The following is a 21,658-nucleotide window of genomic DNA, read 5'->3' as shown; positions in this document are numbered from 1 at the left end:
CCGAGCCCGACCTGGCCACCTACCGGGTGCTGCGGGACGGCGTCGAGGTCGCCACGGTCACCGGCACCTCCTACGTCGACACCGGGCTGACCGACGACACCGCGTACGCCTACCGGCTGGTCGCGGTGGACACCCACGGCAACCGCTCCGCCGCCTCCGCCGCGGTCAGCGGCACGCCCACCGACCTGACGGCCCCGGCCACCCCGACCGGGTTCACCGCGGTCCGCGGCGACGGCCGGGTCGACCTGGCCTGGACGGCGAACGGCGAGCCCGACCTGGCCTCCTACCGGCTGTACCGCGACGGCCTGCTGCTGGCCACGGTCACCGGCACCTCCTACGCCGACACCGGCCTGACCAACGACCGCACCTACGCCTACCGGCTGGCCGCCGTGGACACCCACGGCAACGACTCGGTCGCCACCGCCGTCGTGCCGGCCACCCCCACCGACCTCACGCCGCCGGCGCCGCCGACCGGCCTGGCCGTCGCCCGCGGGGACGGCCAGGTCGTGCTGACCTGGACGGCGAACACCGAGCCCGACCTGGCCACCTACCGGGTGCTGCGGGACGGCGTCGAGGTCGCCACCGTCACCGGGACGTCGTACACCGCGACCGGGTTGACCAACGACCAGACCTCCGCGTGGTCCCTGGTGGCCGTGGACACCCACGGCAACCGGTCGGCCACCTCGACCGCGGTGCCGGCCACCCCGACCGACCTGACCGCCCCGGCCGCCCCGGCCGCGCCGACCGCCGTGCCCGGCGACGGCCAGGTCGCGCTGAGCTGGCCCGCGAACGCCGACCCCGACGTGGCCTCCTACCGCGTGCTGCGGGACGGCGTCGAGGTCGCAACGGTCACCGGCACGTCCTACACCGACCCCGGGCTGACGAACGACACCGCCTACGCCTACCGCGTGGTGGCCGTCGACGGCCACGGCAACCGGTCCCCCGCCTCCGCGGCGACCACCGCGACCCCGACCGACCTGACGGCCCCGGCCACCCCCGGTGCGGTCACCGCCACCCCGGGCGACGGCCGGGTCGACCTGACCTGGCCGGCCAACACCGAGCCCGACCTGGCCACCTACCGGGTGCTGCGGGACGGCGTCGAGATCGCCACCGTCACCGGGACCTCGTTCACCGACACCGCCCTGGTCGCCGACCGCGCCTACTCCTACGCCCTGGTCGCGGTGGACACCCACGGCAACCGGTCGGCCACCGGTCCCTCGACGTCGGCCACCCCGACCGACACGACCGCGCCGGGCGCCCCGGCGGGCCCGGCGGCGACCGCGGGCGAGCGGCAGGTCGGGCTGACCTGGACCGCGCCGGCCGACGCCGACGTGGTCGGCTACCGGGTGCTGCGCGACGGCGTCGTGGTGGCCACGACCACCGGGACCTCGGCCACGGTGACCGGCCTGGCGCCGGGTGCCGCGGCGACGTTCACCGTGGTCGCCGTGGACGGGCACGGCAACGTCTCCGCCGCGTCGGCCGCGGTCACCGCCACGCCCTACGACAGCACGGCCCCGGCCGCCCCGACCGCGGTCACCGCCCGCGCGGCCAGCGGGTCGGCCACCGTCTCCTGGACCGCGCCGGCCGACCCCGATCCGCTGGTCTACCGGGTGTACCGGGACGGCGTCCTCGTCGCCTCGCCGACCGCGTCCCCCGTCGTCCTCACCGGGCTGACCAACGGCACCTCCTACTCGATCACCGTGGTCGCGGTGGACCCCAGCGGCAACGCCTCGGTCGTGTCCGCAGCGGTCGCCGTCGTCCCGGTCGGGGCCACGGTGCCCGCGCAGGGCTCCGGCGAGACGGGCGGTCTGGCGGTCAGCTCCGACGGCCGCTTCGTGGTGGTCGGCACCCGGGCCCGGCTCGAGGCCGCCGACACCAACACCGCCTACGAGCTGTACCGGCTGGACCGGACGACGGGCACCGCGAGCCGGCTCGCGCCGATGGCCGCCGGGGCCTCGGCCGCCGACGCCACCAACCTCGCGGCGCCGGCGATCAGCGACGACGGCCGGTACGTCGCGCTGGCCACCACGGCCCGGTTGGTGGCCGCCGACACCAACACCCTGGCCGACGTCTACCGCCTGGACACCGCCACCGGCACGTGGGCCCTGGTCAGCGCGCCGACCACCGGCCGGGTCAGCGCCTCGGTGCCCGGCACCGAGCTGCAGGGCGGGTCGTCGGTCTACGCCACCAGCCCGACCGTCGTGATCAGCGGCGACGGCGACCTGGTGCTCTTCTACTCCGCCCGCGACGACCTGGGTCCGGTCGACACCAACGGGGTCGTCGACGTCTACGCCAAGCGGCTGTCCACCGGCGCGGTCACCCGGGTCTCGGCGACCGGCACCGGCGCCGACCTGCCGCGGGCGGCCACCGGGCCGGCGCTGGCCCTGACGCCGGACGGCCGGTTCGCGCTGTTCCCGGCGTCCGGCCCCAACGGCCCGGTCGTGCTCTACCGGCGGACGCTGTCCGGCGCCGGGGCCGGCGACGCCACGGTGGTGAGCACGATGGGCACGACGACGGTCGGGGTCTTCCGGGACCTCGGGGACGTCGACCTGTCCGACGACGGCCGGTACGTGGCTTTCGTGACCGCGGCCAAGCCGAGCGCACCGACGTCCAGCTGGTCGACCGGGTTGGCCTACCGCAAGGACACCGTGACCGGCGCCGTGGCGCCGCTGGGCACCGGCCAGACCTCGGCCTGGGAGCACCAGGTCGCCCTGGACCCCACCGGCCGGTACGGCTTCTTCTCCACCGTCGCCGCGGTGGTCGCCGGCGACACCAACGGGCACACCGACGTCGTCCGCCGGGACCTGGACACCGGCACGCTGACCCTGGTCACCGCCGACGGCGACGGCCGGCCGGTCACCGGCCCGACCGGGTCGGTGGCGCCGGCCGAGTACGGCCGGGTGCTGGCGGTGCGCGGCGACCTGGTGGTGCTGGCGACGTCCCAGGCACTCGTCACCGCCGACGCCAACCGCCTGCGGGACCTCTACGTCAAGGACCTCACCACCGGGGCCGTGCTGTCCCCCGTCCCCTGACCCGGGTCAGCGCAGCCAGACCGCCTGGTACGGGGCCAGCTGGACGGCGTCCTCGGCGATCCGCGGCGCCGCCCCGGTGAGGTGGTCGACCACGGCCGCCGGGTCCAGGCCCACCTCCCGCAGCACGTCCAGCGGCACGTGCCGGGGCCCGGGCGCGACGTTGTAGGCGCCCAGCACGGTGCCCAGCGGGTGCGGCCGGGCGACCAGCAGGACGGCGGGGTCGCGCGGGTCGAGCACCCGGGCGGCCACCGAGGCGTGCAGCTGCGGCAGGGTCACCCGGGCCCGGGCCAGAGCCGCGATGCCCGCCGCGATCGCCGGGGAGCCCGGCACCGGGCGGCCGTCCCGGTCCCAGGTCAGCCGGGGGCGGTGCGCCCACCGGTTGTCGCCCTCGTGGCCGGGCTCCTCGGCCCAGTGCGGGTCGTCGAGCAGCCCCAGCTCGTCGCCGGACCACAGCACCGGGATGCCGCCGAACCCGAACACCACGGCGTGCGCGAGCAGCACCCGGGCGGCGGCCTGCGGGTCCCAGGCGCCGAGGCCGGCCAGGGAGGCCGCGGTGCCCGAGATCCGCCGGTCACCGGTCGCCGCGTTCTCCCCGAACACCAGGCCGCGGGCCCACGAACCGGGGAAGGTGCCGGCGTACCAGTCGGTGAGGAACCGGCGGTGCTCGTACCCGGAGATGCCCACGGCCGCGGCGTCGCCGTCGTCGATGGCCCAGCCGATGTCGTCGTGGCAGCGCACGTAGGTGATCCAGGCCGTCGAGGCCGGCGGGACGGGCAGGGTCTGCAGCGCCCGGGAGGCGAGGACGGCGTCCCGCGCGGCCAGCATCGACCAGACCTGCACCATGAGGCCGTTGTGGTAGGCCAGGTCGCTGACCTTGCCCCAGTGCTCACCGGTGCCCAGGTACCCGACGAGGTCCCGCGGCCCGACGATCGCCTCGGCCTTGAACAGCAGCGCCGGGCAGGCGATCCGGGCCACCGTGCGCAGGGCCTGGGTGAGGGCGTGCACCTCGGGCTGGTTCTGGCAGTTCGTGCCCAGGCGCTTCCAGGTGAACGCGATGGCGTCCAGCCGCAGCACCTCGACGCCGTGGTTGGCCAGGTCCAGCACCACGTCGGCGTACTCGCAGAACACGTCGGGGTTGGCCCAGTCGACGTCCCACTGGTAGTCGTTGAACGTCGTCCAGACCCAGCCGTCGAGGTCGTCGTCCCAGGTGAAGTTGCCCGGTGCGAGGTCAGGGAAGACCTCGGGCAGGGTGGCCTCCCAGGCGTCGGGCCCCGTCCGGTCGGGGTAGACGTGGAAGTACGCGCGCTTCACCGGGTCGCCGGCGCGGGCCTCCCGGGCCCAGGTGTGCTCGCGGGCCACGTGGTTGAGGACCAGGTCCAGGCACAGGCTGATGCCGCGGCCGCGCAGCTCGCGGGTGAGGGCGGTCAGGTCGGCCATGGTGCCCAGGTCCGGGCGGATCGAGCTGTAGTCGGCGACGGCGTAGCCGCCGTCGTTGGGCGGTGGGCCGGGGGTCAGCACCGGCATCAGGTGCAGGTAGCTCACGCCCAGGTCCTGCAGGTACCCCGCACGCTGCGCCACGGCGGCCAGGTCGCCCCCGGCGAACCGCTCGGCGTAGGCGGCGTAGCCGACCACGTCGGGACGCTGGAACCAGTCCGGGGCCAGGCTCCGGCGCAGGTCCAGGGCGTGCAGCTCGTCGTCGCGGGCGGCGAAGGCGCGCGCCGCGGCGGTCAGCAGCCGGTCGGCGACGGCCTGCGGGTCGGGGTACAGCGGGGCCAGTCCGTCGAGCAGGTCGGGCAGCCAGCGCTGCACCCGGGCCCGGAACAGCTCCTGGCGGTGGGCGGGCAGGGTGCTCAGCTCGGCGTCCACCCCGGCAGCATCGCAGCCGGGGCTCAGCCGGCCGACCAGCGCCGGGCCGACAGCACGTCCACCACCCGGGCCAGCTGGGCACGCAGCGCAGGCAGGTCCTCGACCGCCCCGGCGAAGAGGCGCTCGGCGGCGTCGTCGGACCCCGCCTCGGCCACGGCCACCCGGCCGGTGTCGCTGAGGGTGACCTCGACCCGGCGCCGGTCGGTGGTCGAGCGCTCGCGGGTCACGTGCCCGTGCCGCTCCAGCCGGTCGAGCACCCGGCTCATGGTCTGGTCCTCCACCTGCATGGCCTGGGCCAGCTCGCGTTGGGACCGCGGGCCGCCCGACACCATCCGGAGGACGGCGAAGCCCGAGTGGTTGAGCCCCCACCGGTCCAGGTGGGCGTCCCACTCGTGCTCGACCAGCCGGGCCGCGGTGGACAGCAGCCGCCCGGTGGCCCAGCTCGACGGGTCCGGTGGCGACGACACGCGAAGTCCCTCCCCCGTCGAATGGTCAGCCTGCTGAGCATCGTCTAGCGTGCATCCTCAGCAGGCTGACCATCCTGCTCCCCCGCCCCGCCCGCGTCTCCCTGGAGTCCCTCCGTGGCCAGCTCGACCACCCTCACGCCGTCCCGTCGCCGGCTCCGCTGGCTGCTGCCGGCGGTGCTGCTGCTCGCCTGGCTGGCGCTGTCGTCGGTCGCCGGGCCGTACAGCGGCAAGCTGTCGGAGGTCCAGTCCAACACCCAGAGCGAGTTCCTCCCGGCGGACGCCGAGTCCCAGCGGGTGGCCGAGCTGTCGGGCGGGTTCAGCGACTCCGACGCCTTCCCGGCCTACCTGCTGCTGGAGTCCGGCACCCCGCTCACCCAGGCCCAGCTGGCCGACTTCGGCGCCTTCGCCGCGTCCGTGCCCGAGGTCGAGGTGCCGGTGACCGGGGGGACCGCCCAGCGGGTCGGGGACTTCCTGGTGCCCGGCCCGATCCCGGTCGTGCCCAGCGACGACGGTCTGGCCGCCCTGGCGCTGGTGTCCTTCGACGCCGGCCAGCTGTCGGCCTCGCTGCCCGACGGCGAGAGCCCGGTGACCGTGGCCGTGGAGCAGATCCGGGAGGCCGCGGCGGGACTGTCCGGCGACGGCGTGCAGGTCTACACGGCCGGTCCGGCCGCCACCACCGCCGACCTGGTCAGCGCCTTCGGCGGCATCGACGGCACGCTGCTGCTGGTCGCCGGCGTGGCCGTGCTGCTGATCCTGCTGGTGGTCTACCGCTCCCCCGTGCTGCCGTTCTTCGTGCTGCTGACGGCGGGCTTCGCGCTGACCACCGCCAGCCTGGTCGTGTACCTGCTGGCCGACGCCGACGTCGTCACCCTCGACGGCCAGGGCCAGGGCATCCTGTCGATCCTGGTCGTGGGCGCGGCGACGGACTACTCGCTGCTGCTGGTCGCCCGCTACCGGGAGGAGCTGCGCCGGCACGACGACCGCTACGACGCGATGCGCCGGGCCTGGCGGCAGACCCTGGAGCCGGTCGCGGCCAGCGCGGCCACCGTCGTCCTCGGCCTGCTCTGCCTGCTGCTGGCCGACATCGGCCCGACCCGCGGGCTGGGCCCGGTCACCGCCGTCGGCATCGTGTCCGCGGTGCTGGCCGCGCTGACCTTCCTGCCGGCCCTGCTGGTCCTGCCCGGCCGCACCTCGCCCGGCGAGCACGGCCGCTGGGTCTTCTGGCCGGGCATCCCGCGGGTGGGCTCGCGCGGCCCCGAGGTCACCGGCGTCTGGGCCCGGGTGGCCCGCCTGGTCGGCCGTCGTCCGGTCGCGGTCGGCGTGCTCAGCACGCTGGTCCTGGTCGTGCTGGCCGCCTTCGCACCGACCCTGGACACCGGCGGGGTCTCCCAGACCGACACGTTCCTGGACCGGGTCGAGTCCGTGGTGGGCGGCGAGGCCCTGGCCCGGCACTTCCCGGCGGGCTCGGGGTCCCCGACGCTGGTGGTCGCCCCGGAGTCCGAGCTGGCCGCCGTCACCAGCGCGGTCGAGGCCGCCGACGGCGTCTCCTCGGTCGTCCCGACGCTCGACGACGGCGGGCAGCCGCGGGTCTCCGACGGCCGGGTGCAGCTGCAGGTCACCCTGGACGACGCCGCGGACTCCCCCGCCGCCGAGGACGCCGTCGCCGCGCTGCGCACCGACCTGGACGCCGTCGACGGCGACGTGCTGGTCGGCGGGACGACGGCGCAGGCCCTCGACGTCCGGGAGTACTCGACGGCCGACCGGGACCGGATCATCCCGGTGATCCTGCTGGTGGTCTTCGTCGTCCTGGCCGTGCTGCTGCGGTCGCTGCTTGCCCCGCTGCTCCTGGTGCTGGCCAACGTGCTGAGCTTCGCGGCCACCCTGGGCGCCGCCGCGCTGGTCTTCGACCACGTGCTGGACCTGCCCGGCGGGGACCCGACGGTGCCGCTCTACGCGTTCGTCTTCCTGGTCGCGCTGGGGATCGACTACTCGATCTTCCTGATGACCCGGGTGCGCGAGGAGTCGCTGCTGCAGGGCACCCGGCCCGGCGTGCTGCACGGCCTGGCCGTGACCGGCGGGGTGATCACCAGCGCCGGCATCGTGCTGGCCGCGACCTTCGCCGCGCTGGGCGTGCTGCCGATCCTCTTCCTGCTGCAGATCGCGTTCCTGGTGGCCTTCGGCGTGCTGCTGGACACCTTCGTCGTCCGGTCGCTGCTGGTGCCCGCCCTGGTCTACCTGACCGGCAAGAAGGTCTGGTGGCCGCACCGGATGTCCCGGGACGAGGAGCCGGCCCCGGCCGAGGGCGACGTGCTGCTCCCCCGCTGATCAGGGGGCGGTGGCCCGGACCTCGCGGTGCAGGCGCTGCATCGTGGCGTCCAGGCGGTCGGCGATGTGCGCGGCCTCCAGCAGCTCCGCGCGGAGCTCGGCCGGCACGTCGCGATCCCACTTGTAGAACACCTTGTGCTCCAGGCTGGCCCAGGAGTCCATCGCCACGGTGCGCAGCTGCAGCTCGACCGGCACCCACACCGGGCCGGTCGACAGGTGCACCGGCGTCCGCACGATCAGGTGCAGGCTCTTGTAGCCGTTGGCCTTGGGGACGGCGATGTAGTCCTTGGTCTCCAGCACCTCCACGTCGGGCTGCCGGGTGAGCATGTCGGCGACGAGGTAGACGTCGGAGACGAAGCTGCAGACCACCCGGATGCCGGCGACGTCGAGCACGGACTCCCGGACGGCGTCCAGCTCCAGCGGCAGGCCCTTGCGGGCGACCTTGGCGGTCAGGCTCTCGAAGGACTTCAGCCGGGACCCGACGTGCTCGATGGGGCAGTCGTCGTCCTCCAGCCGCAGCTCCTCGCGGAGGATCTCGACCTTGGTCAGCATCTCCTGCAGGCCGAAGTAGTAGACCGAGAGGAACCGGCGCAGCTCGCTGCCGGGGCCGCGGATCAGCCGGGCGGCCTCGGCCAGGGTGGTCGGTCGGTCCTCGGACAGCAGCTCGCTCACCCCTCCACCTCACCGCACGGGGGTACCCGGGCGCATCACCCCCCGGGTGCAGCCCCCGCCGGCGACGTACGCCCGGCGGCGTACGTCAGCCCTCCGACCGCCAGCGGTACTCCAGCTCCGGGCGGCCGGTGCCGCCGTAGCGGGGGGTGCGGGCGACCAGGCCGGACTCGGCCAGGTGCTCGAGGTAGCGCCGGGCGGTGATCCGCGAGGCGCCGATCAGGGCGGCGGTCTCGGCGGCGGACAGCCCGTCCCCGGCCCGGACGGCGGCGACCACCGCGTCCAGGGTCTCCCGACCCATGCCCTTGGGCAGCGGGGCCGGCCGGCTCGGGCGGGCGGCCTCCAGCACCCGGTCGACGGCGTCCTGTCCGGCGATGTCGCCCTCGGCGCGCAGCTGGGCCCGGTAGTCGGCGTAGGCGGCCAGCCGGTCGCGCAGCGCGGCGTAGGTGAAGGGCTTGAGCAGGTAGCCCACGACGCCCTGGGCCACGGCCGCGCGCACCGTGGACAGCTCCCGGGCCGAGGTGACCGCGAGGACGTCGACGTCCCGGCCGGCGGCCCGCAACCGGCGGACCAGCTCGACGCCGTGGGTGTCGGGCAGGTTCATGTCCAGCATCACCAGGTCCACCGGCAGCCGGCCCAGCGCGTCCCAGGCCGCGGCGCCGGTGCCGGCGACGGCGACGGCGGTGAACCCCGGCGTCCGGTCGACGTAGGCCCGGTGCGCCTGCGCGGCGACCGGTTCGTCCTCGACGACGAGCACCCGCAGGTCGTTCACCGGGTCGCCCCGGCCGGGCTGCGCAGCGGCAGGGAGACCCGGAACTCCGCGCCCGGGCCCGGGCGCACCGACACGGTGCCGCCGTTGCGCTTGACCGCCTGCGCGACCAGCGCCAGGCCCAGCCCGCGGCCGTTCCCGCGCGGTCCGTCGGCCTTGGTGCTCCAGCCGCGCCGGAACACCGCGTCGGGGTCCGGGACGCCGGGGCCGGTGTCCTCGACCCGCAGCTCCAGCCGCCCGTCGGCCTCCCACAGCGCCAGCTGCACCTCGCGCGGCGGGTCCCCGGCCAGCGCGGCGTCGATGGCGTTGTCCAGCAGGTTGCCCACGATGGTCACCAGGTCCCCGCCCGGGATCCCGGTGCTGCCCACCGACGAGGACGGGTCGACCTCCAGGGTGACCCCGCGCTCGTGGGCGGTGGCCGCCTTGCCCAGCAGCAGCGCCGCCAGCACGGGTTCCTCGACGGCGCCGACCACCCGGTCGGTGAGCTGCTGGGCCAGCGCGAGCTCGGCGGTGGCGAACTCGACGGCGTCGGCGCTGCGGCCCAGCTCGACGAGGGAGACGGTGGTGTGCAGCCGGTTGGCCGCCTCGTGCGCCTGGGCGCGCAGCGACTCGGCGAAGGCCCGCACGCTGTCCAGCTCGCCGGTCAGCGCCTGCAGGTCGGTGTGGTCCCGCAGCGTGACGACGGCGCCGACCGATCCCCCGGCCGGCGTCGCGGGTGCCTGGTTGACCACCAGCACCCGGGAGCCGGTCACGTGCACCTCGTCGACGGCCAGCCGCTGCTGGGACAGGGTGGCGACCAGCTCGGGCGAGAGCCCCAGCTCGTCGACCCGCTTGCCGGTGACGTCGCCGTGCAGGTCCAGCAGCCGGCGGGCCTCGTCGTTGACCAGCTGGACGGTCCGGTCGCCGTCCAGCAGGAGCAGGCCCTCCCGGACGGCGTGCAGCACCGCGTCGTAGTACTCGAGCATCCGGGCCAGCGGGGCCGCGCCCAGGCCGTGGGTCTGCCGGCGCAGCCGACGGCTGATCAGCCAGCTGCCCAGCGCCCCGACCCCCAGCACCGCGGCCGCGACGCCGAGGACCCCGGGCAGGGCGGCGGCGACGTCGTCCCCGATGGCCGCCACCGTGATGCCCACGCTGACCAGGGCGACGACCTGGGTGCTGCTCCCGGTGGCGAAGATCGGGGCGACCGTGCGGACCGAGGGGCCCAGCGTGCCGGTGTAGGTCTCGGTGAAGGCCCGACCCGCGAGGGCGGGGGCGATGGTGCCGACGAACGGCTGGCCGATCTGGTCGGGGTCGGGGTGGGTGAACCGGGTGCGGTCCAGGGCCATCACGGTGATGAAGGAGGTGTCGGTGTCGGCCCGCACCTGCTCGACGTAGGGCTGCAGCACCGCCGTCGGGTCGGTGCCGACGACCGCCTCCCGGACCAGCGGTGAGTCCGCGATCGTCTCGGCGATGCTCCGGGACTGGTTGCCGGCGCGGTCCTCGACGGCGGCCCGGGCCCGGTCGACGGCCACCCAGCCCAGCGCCGCCACCACGACCAGCAGGACCAGCGCCTGCAGGGCCAGCAGCTGGCGGGCCAGGCTGCCGCCCTCCCGCCGGCGGCCCCGGGCGGTGCCGCCGGGCGGTCGCCGGGTGGGGAGGACGGGGCTGCGCACGGGGTGAGTGTGCCGCGTCACGCGGTCCACGCGGTGCGGGCACCGTGCACGCAATGAACGCAAGGGTGACCCGGGTCACGGAATCGGGGAGTCTGTGACCGTCGCCGGTGAGAGGCGACCCCAGCCCCACCGACGGACCGGTCCACCGATCGCCCGCCACCGACTCCACAGGAGCAGTCCATGGCACAGCAGACACCCCTCGACGGCGCACCCCGCCAGAAGCGGGACAAGACGCACTGGCTCTACATCGCGGTGATCGCCGCGGTCGTCGCCGGCATCGTCGTCGGGCTGGTCTTCCCCGAGTTCGGCGTCAGCCTCAAGTGGCTGGGCACCGCGTTCGTCGGCCTGATCAAGATGATCATCGCGCCGGTCATCTTCTGCACGATCGTGCTGGGCATCGGGGCCATCCGGCAGGCGGCGCAGGTCGGCCGGATCGGCGGCCTGGCGCTGGGCTACTTCATCGCGATGTCGACGGTGGCGCTGGCCATCGGCCTGGTCGTGGGCAACATCCTGCACCCGGGTGACGGGCTGCAGCTGACCGACGAGGTGCGCGGCGCCGGTGCCGACCTGCTCGCCGAGTCGGCCGAGGAGGCCCCGGAGGGCACGACCGGGTTCATCCTGTCGCTGATCCCGACCACCCTGCTCTCCTCGCTGACCAGCGGGTCGGTGCTGCAGGCGCTGCTGATCGCGCTGCTGGTGGGCTTCGCGCTGCAGGCCATGGGCCGGGCCGGCGCCCCGATCCTCACCGGGATCGGCCACCTGCAGAAGCTGGTCTTCCGCATCCTGGCGATGATCATGTGGGTCGCCCCGATCGGTGCCTTCGGCGCCATCGCCGCGGTCGTCGGCGCCACCGGCGTCGACGCCCTCAAGAGCCTGGGCATCCTGATGCTGGGCTTCTACCTGACCTGCGCGGTCTTCGTCTTCGTCTTCCTCGGCACCATCCTGCGGATGGTCGTGGGGATCAACGTCTTCACGTTCCTCAAGTACCTGGCGCGGGAGTACCTGCTGATCGTCTCCTCCTCGTCCTCGGAGACCGCGCTGCCCCGGCTGATCGCCAAGATGGAGCACGTCGGCGTGAGCAAGCCCGTCGCCGGCATCGTCGTCCCGACCGGGTACTCGTTCAACCTCGACGGCACCGCGATCTACCTGACGATGGCGTCGCTGTTCATCGGCGAGGCGCTCGGCGACCCGCTGAGCCTGCCCGAGCAGATCAGCCTGCTGGTGTTCATGATCATCGCCTCGAAGGGTGCGGCGGGCGTCTCCGGCGCCGGGCTGGCCACGCTGGCCGGCGGCCTGCAGTCCCACCGCCCCGAGCTGCTGGACGGCGTCGGCCTCATCGTCGGCATCGACCGCTTCATGTCCGAGGCCCGCGCGGTCACCAACTTCTCCGGCAACGCGATCGCCTGCATGCTGGTGGCCACCTGGACCCACGAGCTGGACCGCGAGCAGATGAAGGCCGTGCTGGCCGGCGACCGGCCCTTCGACGAGACCACGATGCTCGACGACGGCCACGGCCCGTCCGCCGACGCCGAGCCCGAGCTGGCGCAGCGCGCGTCCAGCTGACCTCCGCTCACCGACGACACCGGCCCACCCCGTCCGCGGGGTGGGCCGGTGTCGTTCCACGTGGAACCGGCGCCGGTAGCCTGCGCGGGTGGCCCAGCTGCCGACCCTCCAGCAGCTCGCCTACTTCGTCGCCGCGGTCGAGCACGGTTCCTTCGTGGCCGCTGCCGAGGCCACGCACGTCGCCCAGCCCAGCCTGTCCGAGCAGGTCCGGCGGCTCGAGCACACCCTCGGCGTGACCTTGTTCGTCCGCACCAACCGACGGCTGCAGCTCACCGAGGCCGGCCGGGCCCTGCTGCCCGCGGCCCGGCGCACGCTGGCCGACGCCACCGCGCTCACCGAGAGCGCCCGGCACGTCCGCGAGATGTCAGGCGGCACGGTCAGCTTCGGCACCTTCTCCAGCGCGCACCTCTACCTGCTCAGTGCACTGATCAGCGACTTCCGGTCGCGGTACCCCGGTGTCGTCACCCGGGTCGTGGGGCTGAACAGCTCCGAGGTGGCCGCACAGGTGCGCGCGGGCGAACTCGAGGCCGGGTTGGTCCAGCTGCCGGTCGACGACCGCGGTCTGGACGTCGGTCCCCCGGTGCTCGTCGACTCGGTCGTCTACGTGAGCACCGACGGCGACCGGACCCGGGGGCCGGTCACCATCGAGCAGCTCGCGGACGCCCCGCTCATCCTGTCCGAGGCCCGCTGGGGTGCCGAGGACCCGCTGCGCCGGGTGCTCACCGACCGGGCGCGGGAGGCCAGGGTGACGCTCCGGCCGCAGATCGAGGTCGAGTTCCAGACCGCCGCCGTGGAGCTGGCCTCGCACGGTCTCGGCGACTCGCTGGTGTCCTACCTGGTCACCCGCTGGCCCGGGTACCCCGGCCGGTTGCACTGGGTGCCGCTGGACCCACCCGTGGTCGAGCGGTTCGCCTTCATCACCCGCACCGGGGGCGTGCTCAGCCCCGCCACCAGGGTGTTCATGGACCTGGCGCACACCCACACCCAGGCGCTGCAGCAGGCAGCGGACGGCGGTCCGGCCAGAGGCTGAGCCTTGAGCTGGCGTCGGGAAGTGGATCTTCACACCGCGGCCCGGCCCCCGGGAGACTGCTCCCGACCGACCACCGTGGCCGGCGGGGAGGACCCGATGCCCAGCAGCACCACCGCGCAGCGCATCTGCGTGATCGGCGCCGGGGCCGCCGGCCTGGAGGCCGTCCGCGTCCTCCGCGACGCCGGGCACGACGTGGTGGCCCACGACCGCAGCGACCGGGCTGGTGGGCACTGGCACACCGACTACGAGGCGCTGCACCTGATCACCCCGCGGGACGTCTCCTGCTTCGACGGCGTCCCGATGCCCGCGCACTACCCGCTCTTCCCCAGCCGTGAGCAGGTGATCGACTACCTGGACGCCTTCGCCGCCGAGCACGACCTGCTCGCACACGTCCGGTTCGGCACCGAGGTCACCGCCGTCACCAGCCCGGACGACGGCGTCTCCGGCTGGGACGTCACCACGGGGTCGGGGACCGAGCACTTCGACGCCGTCGTCGTCGCCAACGGCCACCACTGGGACGCCAGGCTGCCCGCGATGGCCGCGGACTTCACCGGCCGGTCGCTGCACTCCTCGCAGTACCGGTCGGTCGCCGACGTCGAGGGCACCCGCGTGCTGGTCGTCGGGGCCGGCAACAGCGGCTGCGACCTGGCCGTGGACGCCGCCAACGCCCGGCTGGACGTCTCGATCGCGATGCGGCACGGCCAGGTGTTCCAGCCCAAGACCTTCTTCGGCCGCGGCCGCAACCAGCTCCCGTTCCTGGCCAAGCTGCCCGGCTGGGCGGCCGAGCGTGTGCAGCGGGCCCTGGTGCGGATCTCGGTGGGCAGCCCGTCGGACTACCCGGGCCTGCAGGAGCCGGTCACCCGGAACCTGAACCAGCAGCTGCCGGTGGTCAACGACCTGTTGCTGTACTGGCTGCAGCACGGCCGGATCACCGCCCGGCCCGGCGTCGTGGACGTCTCCGGCCGGGAGGTCTTCTTCGCCGACGACACCTCGGCGGAGTTCGACACCGTGCTGTGGGCGACCGGCTTCCGGGTCAGCCTGCCGTTCCTGGCCCCGGAGCAGCTCACCTGGTCCGGCGGGGTGCCGCTGCGGGTCGGCGGCATGGTCGTGCCGGTCGGGACCTCCCGGCTCTACACGGTCGGGCTGGCGAGCCCGCGCGGCGCGCAGTTCCCGGTCTTCAGCGCACAGGCGGCCCTCGTCGCCCGGCTGCTCGGGCTCGAGGGCCGGACGGCCCGCCCGCTGCACACCGAGCTGCTGGCCGCCGGGGCCCCCGACGACCGGGTCGACGTGCTGCGACCGCTGTGGACCGCGGCGACCGCCCGTGCCCACCGGGTGCTGGATGCCCTCCCGACCACCGACCGCACCGCACCCCTGCAGGAGGCCCTCCGATGACCGACACCGTGCTGGTGACCGGCGCCGCCAGCGGGATGGGCGCCACCGTCGTGGAGCGGCTGGCCGGGGCCGGCTGGCGGGTGCTGGCGCTGGACCGCGCTGCGGTGCAGGCGACCGGGCCGGCCGTCGTGCCGGTGGTCGCCGACGTGGTGGACCGCGCGCTGGTCACGGCGGCGGTCGACGGGGCGCTGGACGGCCACCGCCTCACCGCCGTGGTCAACGCCGCCGGGATCTACCCGCCCACCCGGCTCGACGACTACACCGACGACCTCTACCGGCGGGTCTTCGACGTCAACGTGCTCGGCACCCTGAACGTAACCGCCGCGGCCGTCCCGCACCTGCGGGCCGCGGGAGGCGGCGCGGTGGTCAACTTCGCCTCGGTCGACGCGTTCGCCGTCTCCCCCGGGCAACTGCTCTACAGCGCCTCCAAGGCCGCCGTCCTGTCGATCACCAAGTCCCTGGCCATCGAGCTGGCACCCGACCAGATCGTCGTCAACGCGGTGGCGCCGGGGTGGGTCGACACCCCGGGCAACGCGGCCACCGGCCGGATGGCGGCCGCGGCCGCGGGCATCCCGCTGGGCCGGGTCGCCCAGCCCGACGAGATCGCCGTCTGGGTGCAGCGCCTGGTGGAGCCGGGCTACGTCACCGGAGAGACGGTCGTCATCGCCGGCGGCGCCGCGATGCGCTGAGCACTCCCCGATCCCGAGGCGACGGTGCCTCGACCCGCACCACCGGCGCGACAGCTCGCGGCCGGCCCCACCCTCCACCAGGAGACCGCGATGCGGACACACCCCACCCTCGGACGGACGCTCGTCCTCGGCGCCGTCGTCCTGCTGGCCGCCTCGGCGTGCGGCAGCGGGTCCTCGGACACCGACAGCGCCGGTGCCTCGACCGCGGACGACGGCACCAAGCAGGTCAACGTCTACGGCGCCGACGGCAACATGAACAACGGGCTGGGCGAGGACTTCGCGGACTCCCCCGGCGCGCTGGCCGGCATGCGCGGCACCGTGCTCCTCACCGACATCGGCCCGGAGTTCCGGGAGCGGCTGCTCGGCGTCGACCCCTCGCTGACCAACTTCAACACCGCCGCCGAGACCTACGACGCGGTCGTGATCGCCTCGCTGGCCGCCCAGCTGGCCGGCAGCAACGAGGCCACCGTCTGGGGTCCCTACGTCAACGGGGTGACCTTCGGCGGCGAGGCCTGCACGACGTTCGCCGAGTGCAGCGAGGTGGTCGCCGGCGGCGGCAACCCGGACTACGACGGCGTCAACGGCCCGCTGGCCTTCACCGACCCCGGTGAGCCCTCGGTGGCCAGCTTCGCGATCGAGAGCTTCACCGAGGACGGGACGATCGACGAGGACGCCCGGGAGTTCGTCCAGGCCGGCGACATCGACGACGCCGCCACCGACGAGGGCCCGGCCCCGGCCGCGCCCGGCACCACCGGGGCGCCGCTGGTCATCGGCAGCCTCACCCCGCAGACCGGCAGCCTGGCCTACCAGGGGCCGCAGCAGATCGCCGCGCTCACCCTGGCCGTCACCGACGTGAACGCCGCCGGCGGGGTGCTGGGCAACCCGGTCCAGCTGAACACCGGCGACTCGGGGGACGCCAGCACCGACACCGCCACCCAGACCGCCGACCGGCTGCTCCAGCAGGGGGCGAACGTGATCGTCGGGGCGTCGTCCTCCGGCGTCACGCTGACCGTCATCGACGCGGTCACCCAGGCCGGTGTCGCGATGATCAGCCCGGCCAGCACCTCGGACCGCCTCACCGACTACGCGGACAACGGGCTGTTCTTCCGCACGGTGCCGCCGGACACGCTGCAGGCCCGCGCGTTGGCCGACCTGATCGGCGGGGACGGCAACAACACCGTCGGCATCCTCGCTCTCAACGACCCCTACGGCACCGGCCTGGCCGACAACACCGCCGCGGACCTGATCTCCGACGGGCTGGACGAGGACTCGATCCGCTCGCTGGTCTACGACCCCACGGCGGCGAACTTCGACAGCGAGGTCTCCCAGATGGTCGAGTTCAACCCCGACGCGATCCTGGTGATCGGCTTCGAGGAGACCAGCCGGATCATCGAGGGCCTGAACGCGCAGGGCATCGGCCCGCAGCGCTGACCCTCCCCCGGACCAGACGCACCTCGCCGTCCCCCCGTGCGGCGGGGTGCGTCTGCCGTGGCCTCAGGCCACCTCGATCGCGAAGGCGACCAGGAACCCGAGCGCGGTGATCAGCCCGGTCCAGGTCCGGGTCTCGGCGAAGGCCTCCGGGATCATCGTGTCCGCGATCATCGTCAGGATCGCGCCGGCCGCCACCGCGGTGATGACCGCGATCGCCTCCGGCGGGGCGCTGCCCAGCGCGACGTAGCCGACCAGGGCCGAGATCCCGGAGAGCACGGCGATCCCGATCCAGACGCCGAAGACGTAGCGGGCCGAGCGGCCGCTGCGCTTCATCCCGGCCGCGCTGGACAGGCCCTCGGGGACGTTGGAGATGAACACCGCGGCCAGCACCGGCAGGCTCACCGCGCCGCCGCCCAGCAGGCCGACGCCCAGCACCACCGACTCCGGGACGCCGTCGAGCAGAGCGCCCACCGCGATGGCCGCACCGCTGCCCTGCTGCTCGCCCTCCGACGGCTGCTGGCCCCCCGACCGCTTGCGGTGCCGGGCGCCGCGCGCAGCCAGGGCGGCGTTGGCCGCCAGGTAGACCACCGCCCCGCCGAGGAACCCCAGCGCGGTGGGCAGCAGCCCGCCGGTCTCGGCCGCCTCGGCCATCAGGTCGAAGGCGACCGCGGAGATCAGCACCCCGGAGCCGAACGCCATCACCGAGGCGACGACCACCTGCGGCACCCGGGCGAACCAGGCCACCAGCGCACCCAGGACCAGGGCGCCCCCGCCCAGCAGGCCCCACAGCCCGGCCTCCAGCCACGTGGGCACCGGCACCACCTCCGTCGTCGCCGTCCCCCCTGCCCCGGAAGGAGGGTCGGCAACCGGGCGCTGGGACTCAGCCGAAGGCGGCCTCGAACAGCGCGCGCAGCTCCGGGCTGTCGGCCCCGCTGCCGCTGCAGGAGCCGATCGTGCCGCCGTCGGCGGTGAGCAGGTAGGTCGTGCCCGGCTGCAGCTCCAGCGGGGCGCCGTCCACGACGTCGCCGGCGTCGCCCTGCACCACCTCGACGGTGTCGGCGACGTCGCCGGCGAAGCGCTCGGTGGTCTCCAGCGTCACCGTGCCGCCCTCGACCCCGGTGACCCGGGCGGCGAAGGCGACGTCGCTCCCGGCCAGCGTCTCCGGGGTGATCGCGGCGCAGCTGGCCGCCGGGCCGCCGACGGGTTGGGCGGTGAGCACGGTCGGGTCACCGTCGCCGGTGGTCAGCCAGAGCGCTCCCCCGCCGACGGCGACGACGGCCGCGGCGGCGCCGGCGAGCAGCAGGGCGCGGGGACGGCGGTGGGTCTGCGGGGCGGTGCTGGTCACGGTGTCCTCCAGGAGCTGGTCCAGCCGGTCGGGCCGGAGGGCGGGCAGGTCGGGGAGGGGGTCGGCGGCGCGCAGCCGTCGGTCCAGGTCGTCGTCGGTCATGGCGTCCCCTCTCCTCGCTGTCCTGTGTCCGGACGGGCCCCCGGTCTTCCCAGCTCCTCGCGCAGCCGGCCGCGGGCCCGGTGCAGCCGGATCGCCACCGCGTTGGTGGTGATGCCCAGCAGCTCGGCCACCTGCCCGGTGGTCAGCTCGTCCCAGGTGACCAGCCGGAGCAGCTCGGCGTCGGCGGGGCGCAGCCGGCCGAGGGCGGCGCGCACCACGGCGACGTCGTCCAGTCGGCCGGCGACCGGCTCGGTCGGGTCGGGCACCGCGGTCGCCTCGGTGCGGCCGAACCGCAGCGCCAGCCGGCCACGCCGGTGCCGGCCGCGCTCGGCGTTGGCCAGCTGCAGCCGGGCGATCCCGATCGCCCACGGCACCGGGTCGGCCGGGACGTAATCCAGCCGCCGCCAGAGCACGACCAACGTCTCGCCGAGGACGTCGTCGGCCGTGGCCGCGTCGGTGCGGCGGTGCAGGTAGCGGCGCACGGGCTCGACCACCGTGCGCACGACGCGCTCGAGGTCGGCCCGCCGCTGGTCCGGTGCGGTCCTCACGGGGTGCTCTGTCCGGATCCGCGGCAGGTCTTTCAGTCCGGCTGGCGGAGCAGGTAGCGGCCGAAGTGCGGGACGGTGAAGGCGATCTGGCCGCGCTCGGCGCTGTAGACCAGCCCCTTCTTGATCAGGGAGTCCCGGGCCGGGGACAGCGAGGCGGGCTTGCGGCCCAGGCTGACCGCGACGTCCGAGGTGCTCACCGCGCTGCCGGCCGGCCCGCCCAGGTCGGCCATGGCGTGCATGTACTCGCGCTCGGCCGGGGTCGCCCGGTCGTAGCGGGAGCCGAAGAAGCCCACCGCCAGCTCGGCCTCGGCGGCCGGCGCGGCCACGGCGACGTCGTCCTCGGTGATCGGCGAGGTGGCGGCGACGTCCCAGGTGACCTTGCCGTAGGCCTGCACGAAGTAGGGATAGCCGTCGGCGGCGGCGTAGAGGGCGTCCAGCGCGCCCGGGGTGAACTCGACGTCCTCCCGGCCGGCGGGCCCGACCAGCGCGCGGTCGGCGGCCGGCCGGTCCAGCCGGTCGATCCGCAGGTACCGGAACAGCCGCTCGGAGTAGGACTTGGACGCCGACAGCACGGCCGGCAGGTGCGGCAGCCCGGCGCCGACGACGATCAGCGGGGCGCCCTGCTGGGAGAGCTCGTGGCAGGCGGCGCAGATGGCGCTGACGTCGTCGGGCTGCACGTCCTGCATCTCGTCGATGAACAGGGCGATCCCGCTGCCGGTGTCCGCGGCGACCCCGGCGGCGTCGCTGAGCAGCTCGACCAGGTCGATCTCCATGTCGCCGGTGTCGGCCCGGCCGGTGGCGGCGGGGGCGTCGATGCCGGGCTGCCAGCGGTCGCGGAGCTTGGCGTCGGCCGGCTGGTACTGCGCGAACGCCTTCACCACGCCCAGCACGTCGGCGACGGCCTCGGCGTTGCCGTGCCGCGGACCCAGCTCGCGCAGCGCCATGTGCAGCGCGCTGGACACCGGCCGGCGCAGCGACTGGTCGGGGCGGGCCTCGATCTTGCCGGTCCCCCACCCGCGGGCGATCGCGGCCGAGCGCAGGTGGTTGAGCAGCACGGTCTTGCCCACCCCGCGCAGCCCGGTGAGCACCAGCGACCGCTCGGGCCGGCCGTGCGCGATCCGCTCCAGGACGACGTCGAACGCGCTCAGCTCGGTGTCCCGGCCGGCGAGCTCGGGCGGGCGCTGGCCGGCGCCGGGGGCGTAGGGGTTCCGCACGGGATCCATGTCGGGCACCGTATTCCGTTCTCTAGCCCGGGACGTAGAACCGCGTAGAACGGGGTAGCGCGTGTCGTGTGGCAGATCGCGTGCGGTTCGACGGCTGGATCCTCGGGCTGGGGACGACGTCGGGCACCCGCCTGGTGGTCGGGCACTGGCCGCGGTCGCCGCTGGGCGCCGTCTCCGACGTGATGGTCGAGCGCCCCGACGGGCACCGGGTGCTGCTGGCGGCGACGCCCGAGCTGGCCGAGTTCGTGGCCGACACCTACTCCTTCGACGAGGTCCGGGTGGTCGACGTGCAGGTCGGCCGGGTGGCCGGGCACTGGGTGGTCGACGCCGAGCCGCTGGCGCTGCGGGTGCGGGTGGGCCGTCGTCCGGCGCTGGGGTGGTTGCTCCGGACCGTTCCGTCACCCCTGGCCCGCACGCCGGCGTGGGTGGGGCTGCTGGACCCGGTCGCCCGGCTGGCGATGGGCGTGCGGACCCGCGGATCTGCCGGGAACGGGCGCACCGAGTGGTACGGCGTGCAGGACCTGCACGCGCTCCGCTCGGCGTCCGCGACCTGGGACGGCGCCGACCTGGGCGGGCTCGCCGACGTCCGGCCGCCGGTGCGGTTCGGGTTCGGGTCGGTGCCGCCGACGCCGTCCGTCGTCCGGGTGACGACGACGATCGCGCTCTCTACGGCTGTCTAGCCCTCGACCGAGACGGCCGCAGACCGACCTCGACGCCGCCACCACCGGACGCCGAGGACCACGCCGACCACGACCACCGGCCCGACCGCGATGGCCAGCCCCCACTCTCCCAGCGACCCGGCCACCGAGCCGACCGCCACGTTGAACACCGCCCCCGGCAGCAGCCCGACGAACGTCGCCGCCAGGTAGACCGGCAGCCGGACGCCGGACAGCCCGCCGGCGTAGTTGACCAGGAAGAACGGCAGCACCGGCGTCAGCCGGGCGAGCAGGACGGCGGTGAACCCGCGCTCCATCGCCAGCTGGTCGGCCCTGCGCAGCCGGGGGCCGGCCAGCCGCAGCAGGGTGTCCCGGCCCAGCGCCCGACCCAGCCCGAACCCCATCAGCGCGCCCAGCAGGGCGCCGACCACGGTGACCAGCAGCCCCGGCCAGAACCCCAGCAGGATCCCGGTCAGCAGGGCCAGCGCCGTCCGCGGGATCGGCGCCAGGACGGCGACCGCGGTGCCCCCGGCGACGGCTGCCCAGCCCAGCAATCCGGCGTCGGCGACCCGGCCGCGCAGCTGGTCGACCGTGGGCAGGTCGGTGGTCAGCGCGACGACGGCGCCGGCGAGCAGGATCGCCACCAGCAACCCGGCCCGCACCGCCTGCGCCGCGCTGATCCGCTCCCCCACGCCCCCATCCTCCCCGCCGTCGGTCGACGGCTGCTGATCACTCCTGGGCCGGAGTGATCGGTGAACGTCGATCGACGGCCTGCGGCGTCGGGTGCGCGCTCAGTGCTGTCTGCGGGGGCTGGGAACAGCGCTCAGCGCGCACTCGGCGCCCACTTCCCCCGCGCCAGTCGTCGATCGACGGGTATCGATCACCCCTGAGCCGGAGTG

The 21,658-nt window shown here is 74.9% G+C and carries 18 protein-coding genes; 8 read left to right on the top strand and 10 right to left on the bottom strand.

Annotation, left to right across the window (positions count from 1 at the left end):
- A partial coding sequence (locus tag UXQ13_RS14030) for a fibronectin type III domain-containing protein (protein ID WP_419146489.1) occupies positions 1–3,032 on the top strand: 3,032 nt, incomplete at its 5' end.
- Between the two features lie 6 nt (positions 3,033–3,038).
- Here the strand turns inward: UXQ13_RS14030 and UXQ13_RS14025 are convergent.
- Positions 3,039–4,898 carry an alpha-amylase family protein gene (locus UXQ13_RS14025; protein WP_225233636.1) on the bottom strand — a complete coding sequence of 620 codons (1,860 nt, stop codon included), beginning with the start codon at positions 4,896–4,898 and terminating at the stop codon, positions 3,039–3,041.
- 23 nt (positions 4,899–4,921) lie between these two features.
- Positions 4,922–5,365, bottom strand: a complete 444-nt coding sequence (locus tag UXQ13_RS14020; protein WP_225233635.1) for a MarR family winged helix-turn-helix transcriptional regulator — start codon at positions 5,363–5,365, stop codon at positions 4,922–4,924.
- A 114-nt stretch (positions 5,366–5,479) separates the two neighbouring features.
- On the opposite strand from UXQ13_RS14020, the gene UXQ13_RS14015 reads away from it, so the two are divergent.
- The gene (locus UXQ13_RS14015; RefSeq protein WP_225233634.1) at positions 5,480–7,690 is read left to right on the top strand and encodes an MMPL family transporter; all 2,211 of its coding nucleotides are present in this window, start codon (positions 5,480–5,482) and stop codon (positions 7,688–7,690) included.
- On the opposite strand, the gene UXQ13_RS14010 is transcribed toward UXQ13_RS14015, so the two are convergent.
- The 3 genes from UXQ13_RS14010 to UXQ13_RS14000 all read right to left on the bottom strand — a co-directional run bounded on the left by UXQ13_RS14010 (position 7,691) and on the right by UXQ13_RS14000 (position 10,780).
- Entirely contained in the window at positions 7,691–8,362 is a 672-nt protein-coding gene (locus tag UXQ13_RS14010) for a GTP pyrophosphokinase (RefSeq protein WP_225233633.1), read from the bottom strand.
- 85 nt (positions 8,363–8,447) lie between these two features.
- Positions 8,448–9,131, bottom strand: a complete 684-nt coding sequence (locus tag UXQ13_RS14005; protein WP_225233632.1) for a response regulator — start codon at positions 9,129–9,131, stop codon at positions 8,448–8,450.
- On the bottom strand, positions 9,128–10,780 hold the full coding sequence (locus tag UXQ13_RS14000) for a sensor histidine kinase (protein ID WP_225233631.1): 1,653 nt from the start codon (positions 10,778–10,780) through the stop codon (positions 9,128–9,130). Before UXQ13_RS14000 ends, UXQ13_RS14005 begins: the two co-directional genes overlap by 4 nt.
- Before the next feature lie 180 nt (positions 10,781–10,960).
- On the opposite strand from UXQ13_RS14000, the gene UXQ13_RS13995 reads away from it, so the two are divergent.
- The 5 genes from UXQ13_RS13995 (at position 10,961) to UXQ13_RS13975 (ending at position 16,885) form a co-directional block, all read left to right on the top strand.
- Complete coding sequence (locus tag UXQ13_RS13995; RefSeq protein WP_225233630.1) at positions 10,961–12,343, top strand: cation:dicarboxylate symporter family transporter; 1,383 nt, start codon at positions 10,961–10,963, stop codon at positions 12,341–12,343.
- A gap of 88 nt (positions 12,344–12,431) precedes the next feature.
- A complete protein-coding gene (locus UXQ13_RS13990) occupies positions 12,432–13,373 on the top strand; it encodes a LysR family transcriptional regulator (protein ID WP_225233629.1) in 942 nt (313 codons plus the stop codon).
- Positions 13,374–13,469: 96 nt separating this feature from the next.
- Entirely contained in the window at positions 13,470–14,765 is a 1,296-nt protein-coding gene (locus tag UXQ13_RS13985; protein WP_225233628.1) for a flavin-containing monooxygenase, read from the top strand.
- On the top strand, positions 14,762–15,454 hold the full coding sequence (locus tag UXQ13_RS13980; RefSeq protein WP_225233627.1) for an SDR family NAD(P)-dependent oxidoreductase: 693 nt from the start codon (positions 14,762–14,764) through the stop codon (positions 15,452–15,454). Before UXQ13_RS13985 ends, UXQ13_RS13980 begins: the two co-directional genes overlap by 4 nt.
- A gap of 90 nt (positions 15,455–15,544) precedes the next feature.
- Positions 15,545–16,885: an ABC transporter substrate-binding protein gene (locus UXQ13_RS13975; RefSeq protein ID WP_225233626.1), complete on the top strand. Its 1,341-nt coding sequence runs from the start codon at positions 15,545–15,547 to the stop codon at positions 16,883–16,885.
- Between the two features lie 63 nt (positions 16,886–16,948).
- Here the strand turns inward: UXQ13_RS13975 and UXQ13_RS13970 are convergent, their stop codons facing one another.
- From UXQ13_RS13970 to UXQ13_RS13955, 4 genes are all read right to left on the bottom strand, one after another.
- Positions 16,949–17,698, bottom strand: coding sequence for a ZIP family metal transporter (locus UXQ13_RS13970; RefSeq protein ID WP_225233625.1), 750 nt, complete (start codon positions 17,696–17,698; stop codon positions 16,949–16,951).
- A 67-nt stretch (positions 17,699–17,765) separates the two neighbouring features.
- Positions 17,766–18,332, bottom strand: a complete 567-nt coding sequence (locus tag UXQ13_RS13965; protein ID WP_225233624.1) for a hypothetical protein — start codon at positions 18,330–18,332, stop codon at positions 17,766–17,768.
- On the bottom strand, positions 18,329–18,880 hold the full coding sequence (locus UXQ13_RS13960) for an RNA polymerase sigma factor (protein ID WP_225233623.1): 552 nt from the start codon (positions 18,878–18,880) through the stop codon (positions 18,329–18,331). Before UXQ13_RS13960 ends, UXQ13_RS13965 begins: the two co-directional genes overlap by 4 nt.
- Before the next feature lie 32 nt (positions 18,881–18,912).
- Positions 18,913–20,103 (bottom strand): ATP-binding protein, encoded by a 1,191-nt coding sequence (locus UXQ13_RS13955; protein ID WP_225233622.1) that lies wholly within the window; start codon positions 20,101–20,103, stop codon positions 18,913–18,915.
- Positions 20,104–20,171: 68 nt separating this feature from the next.
- Here UXQ13_RS13955 and UXQ13_RS13950 point away from each other — a divergent pair, with 68 nt between their 5' ends.
- Positions 20,172–20,783 carry a hypothetical protein gene (locus tag UXQ13_RS13950; protein ID WP_225233621.1) on the top strand — a complete coding sequence of 204 codons (612 nt, stop codon included), beginning with the start codon at positions 20,172–20,174 and terminating at the stop codon, positions 20,781–20,783.
- On the opposite strand, the gene UXQ13_RS13945 is transcribed toward UXQ13_RS13950, so the two are convergent.
- Positions 20,780–21,451 carry a TVP38/TMEM64 family protein gene (locus UXQ13_RS13945; protein WP_225233620.1) on the bottom strand — a complete coding sequence of 224 codons (672 nt, stop codon included), beginning with the start codon at positions 21,449–21,451 and terminating at the stop codon, positions 20,780–20,782. The genes UXQ13_RS13950 and UXQ13_RS13945 overlap by 4 nt on opposite strands.
- Between the last annotated feature and the right edge of the window lie 207 nt (positions 21,452–21,658).

Origin of the sequence: Klenkia terrae, assembly GCF_037083865.1 — a bacterium.
In the GTDB taxonomy this organism is placed as follows: Bacteria; Actinomycetota; Actinomycetes; order Mycobacteriales; family Geodermatophilaceae; genus Klenkia; species Klenkia terrae.
Note: the sequence above shows the minus strand (reverse complement) of the source record. Positions and strands in the feature narration are given on the sequence as shown.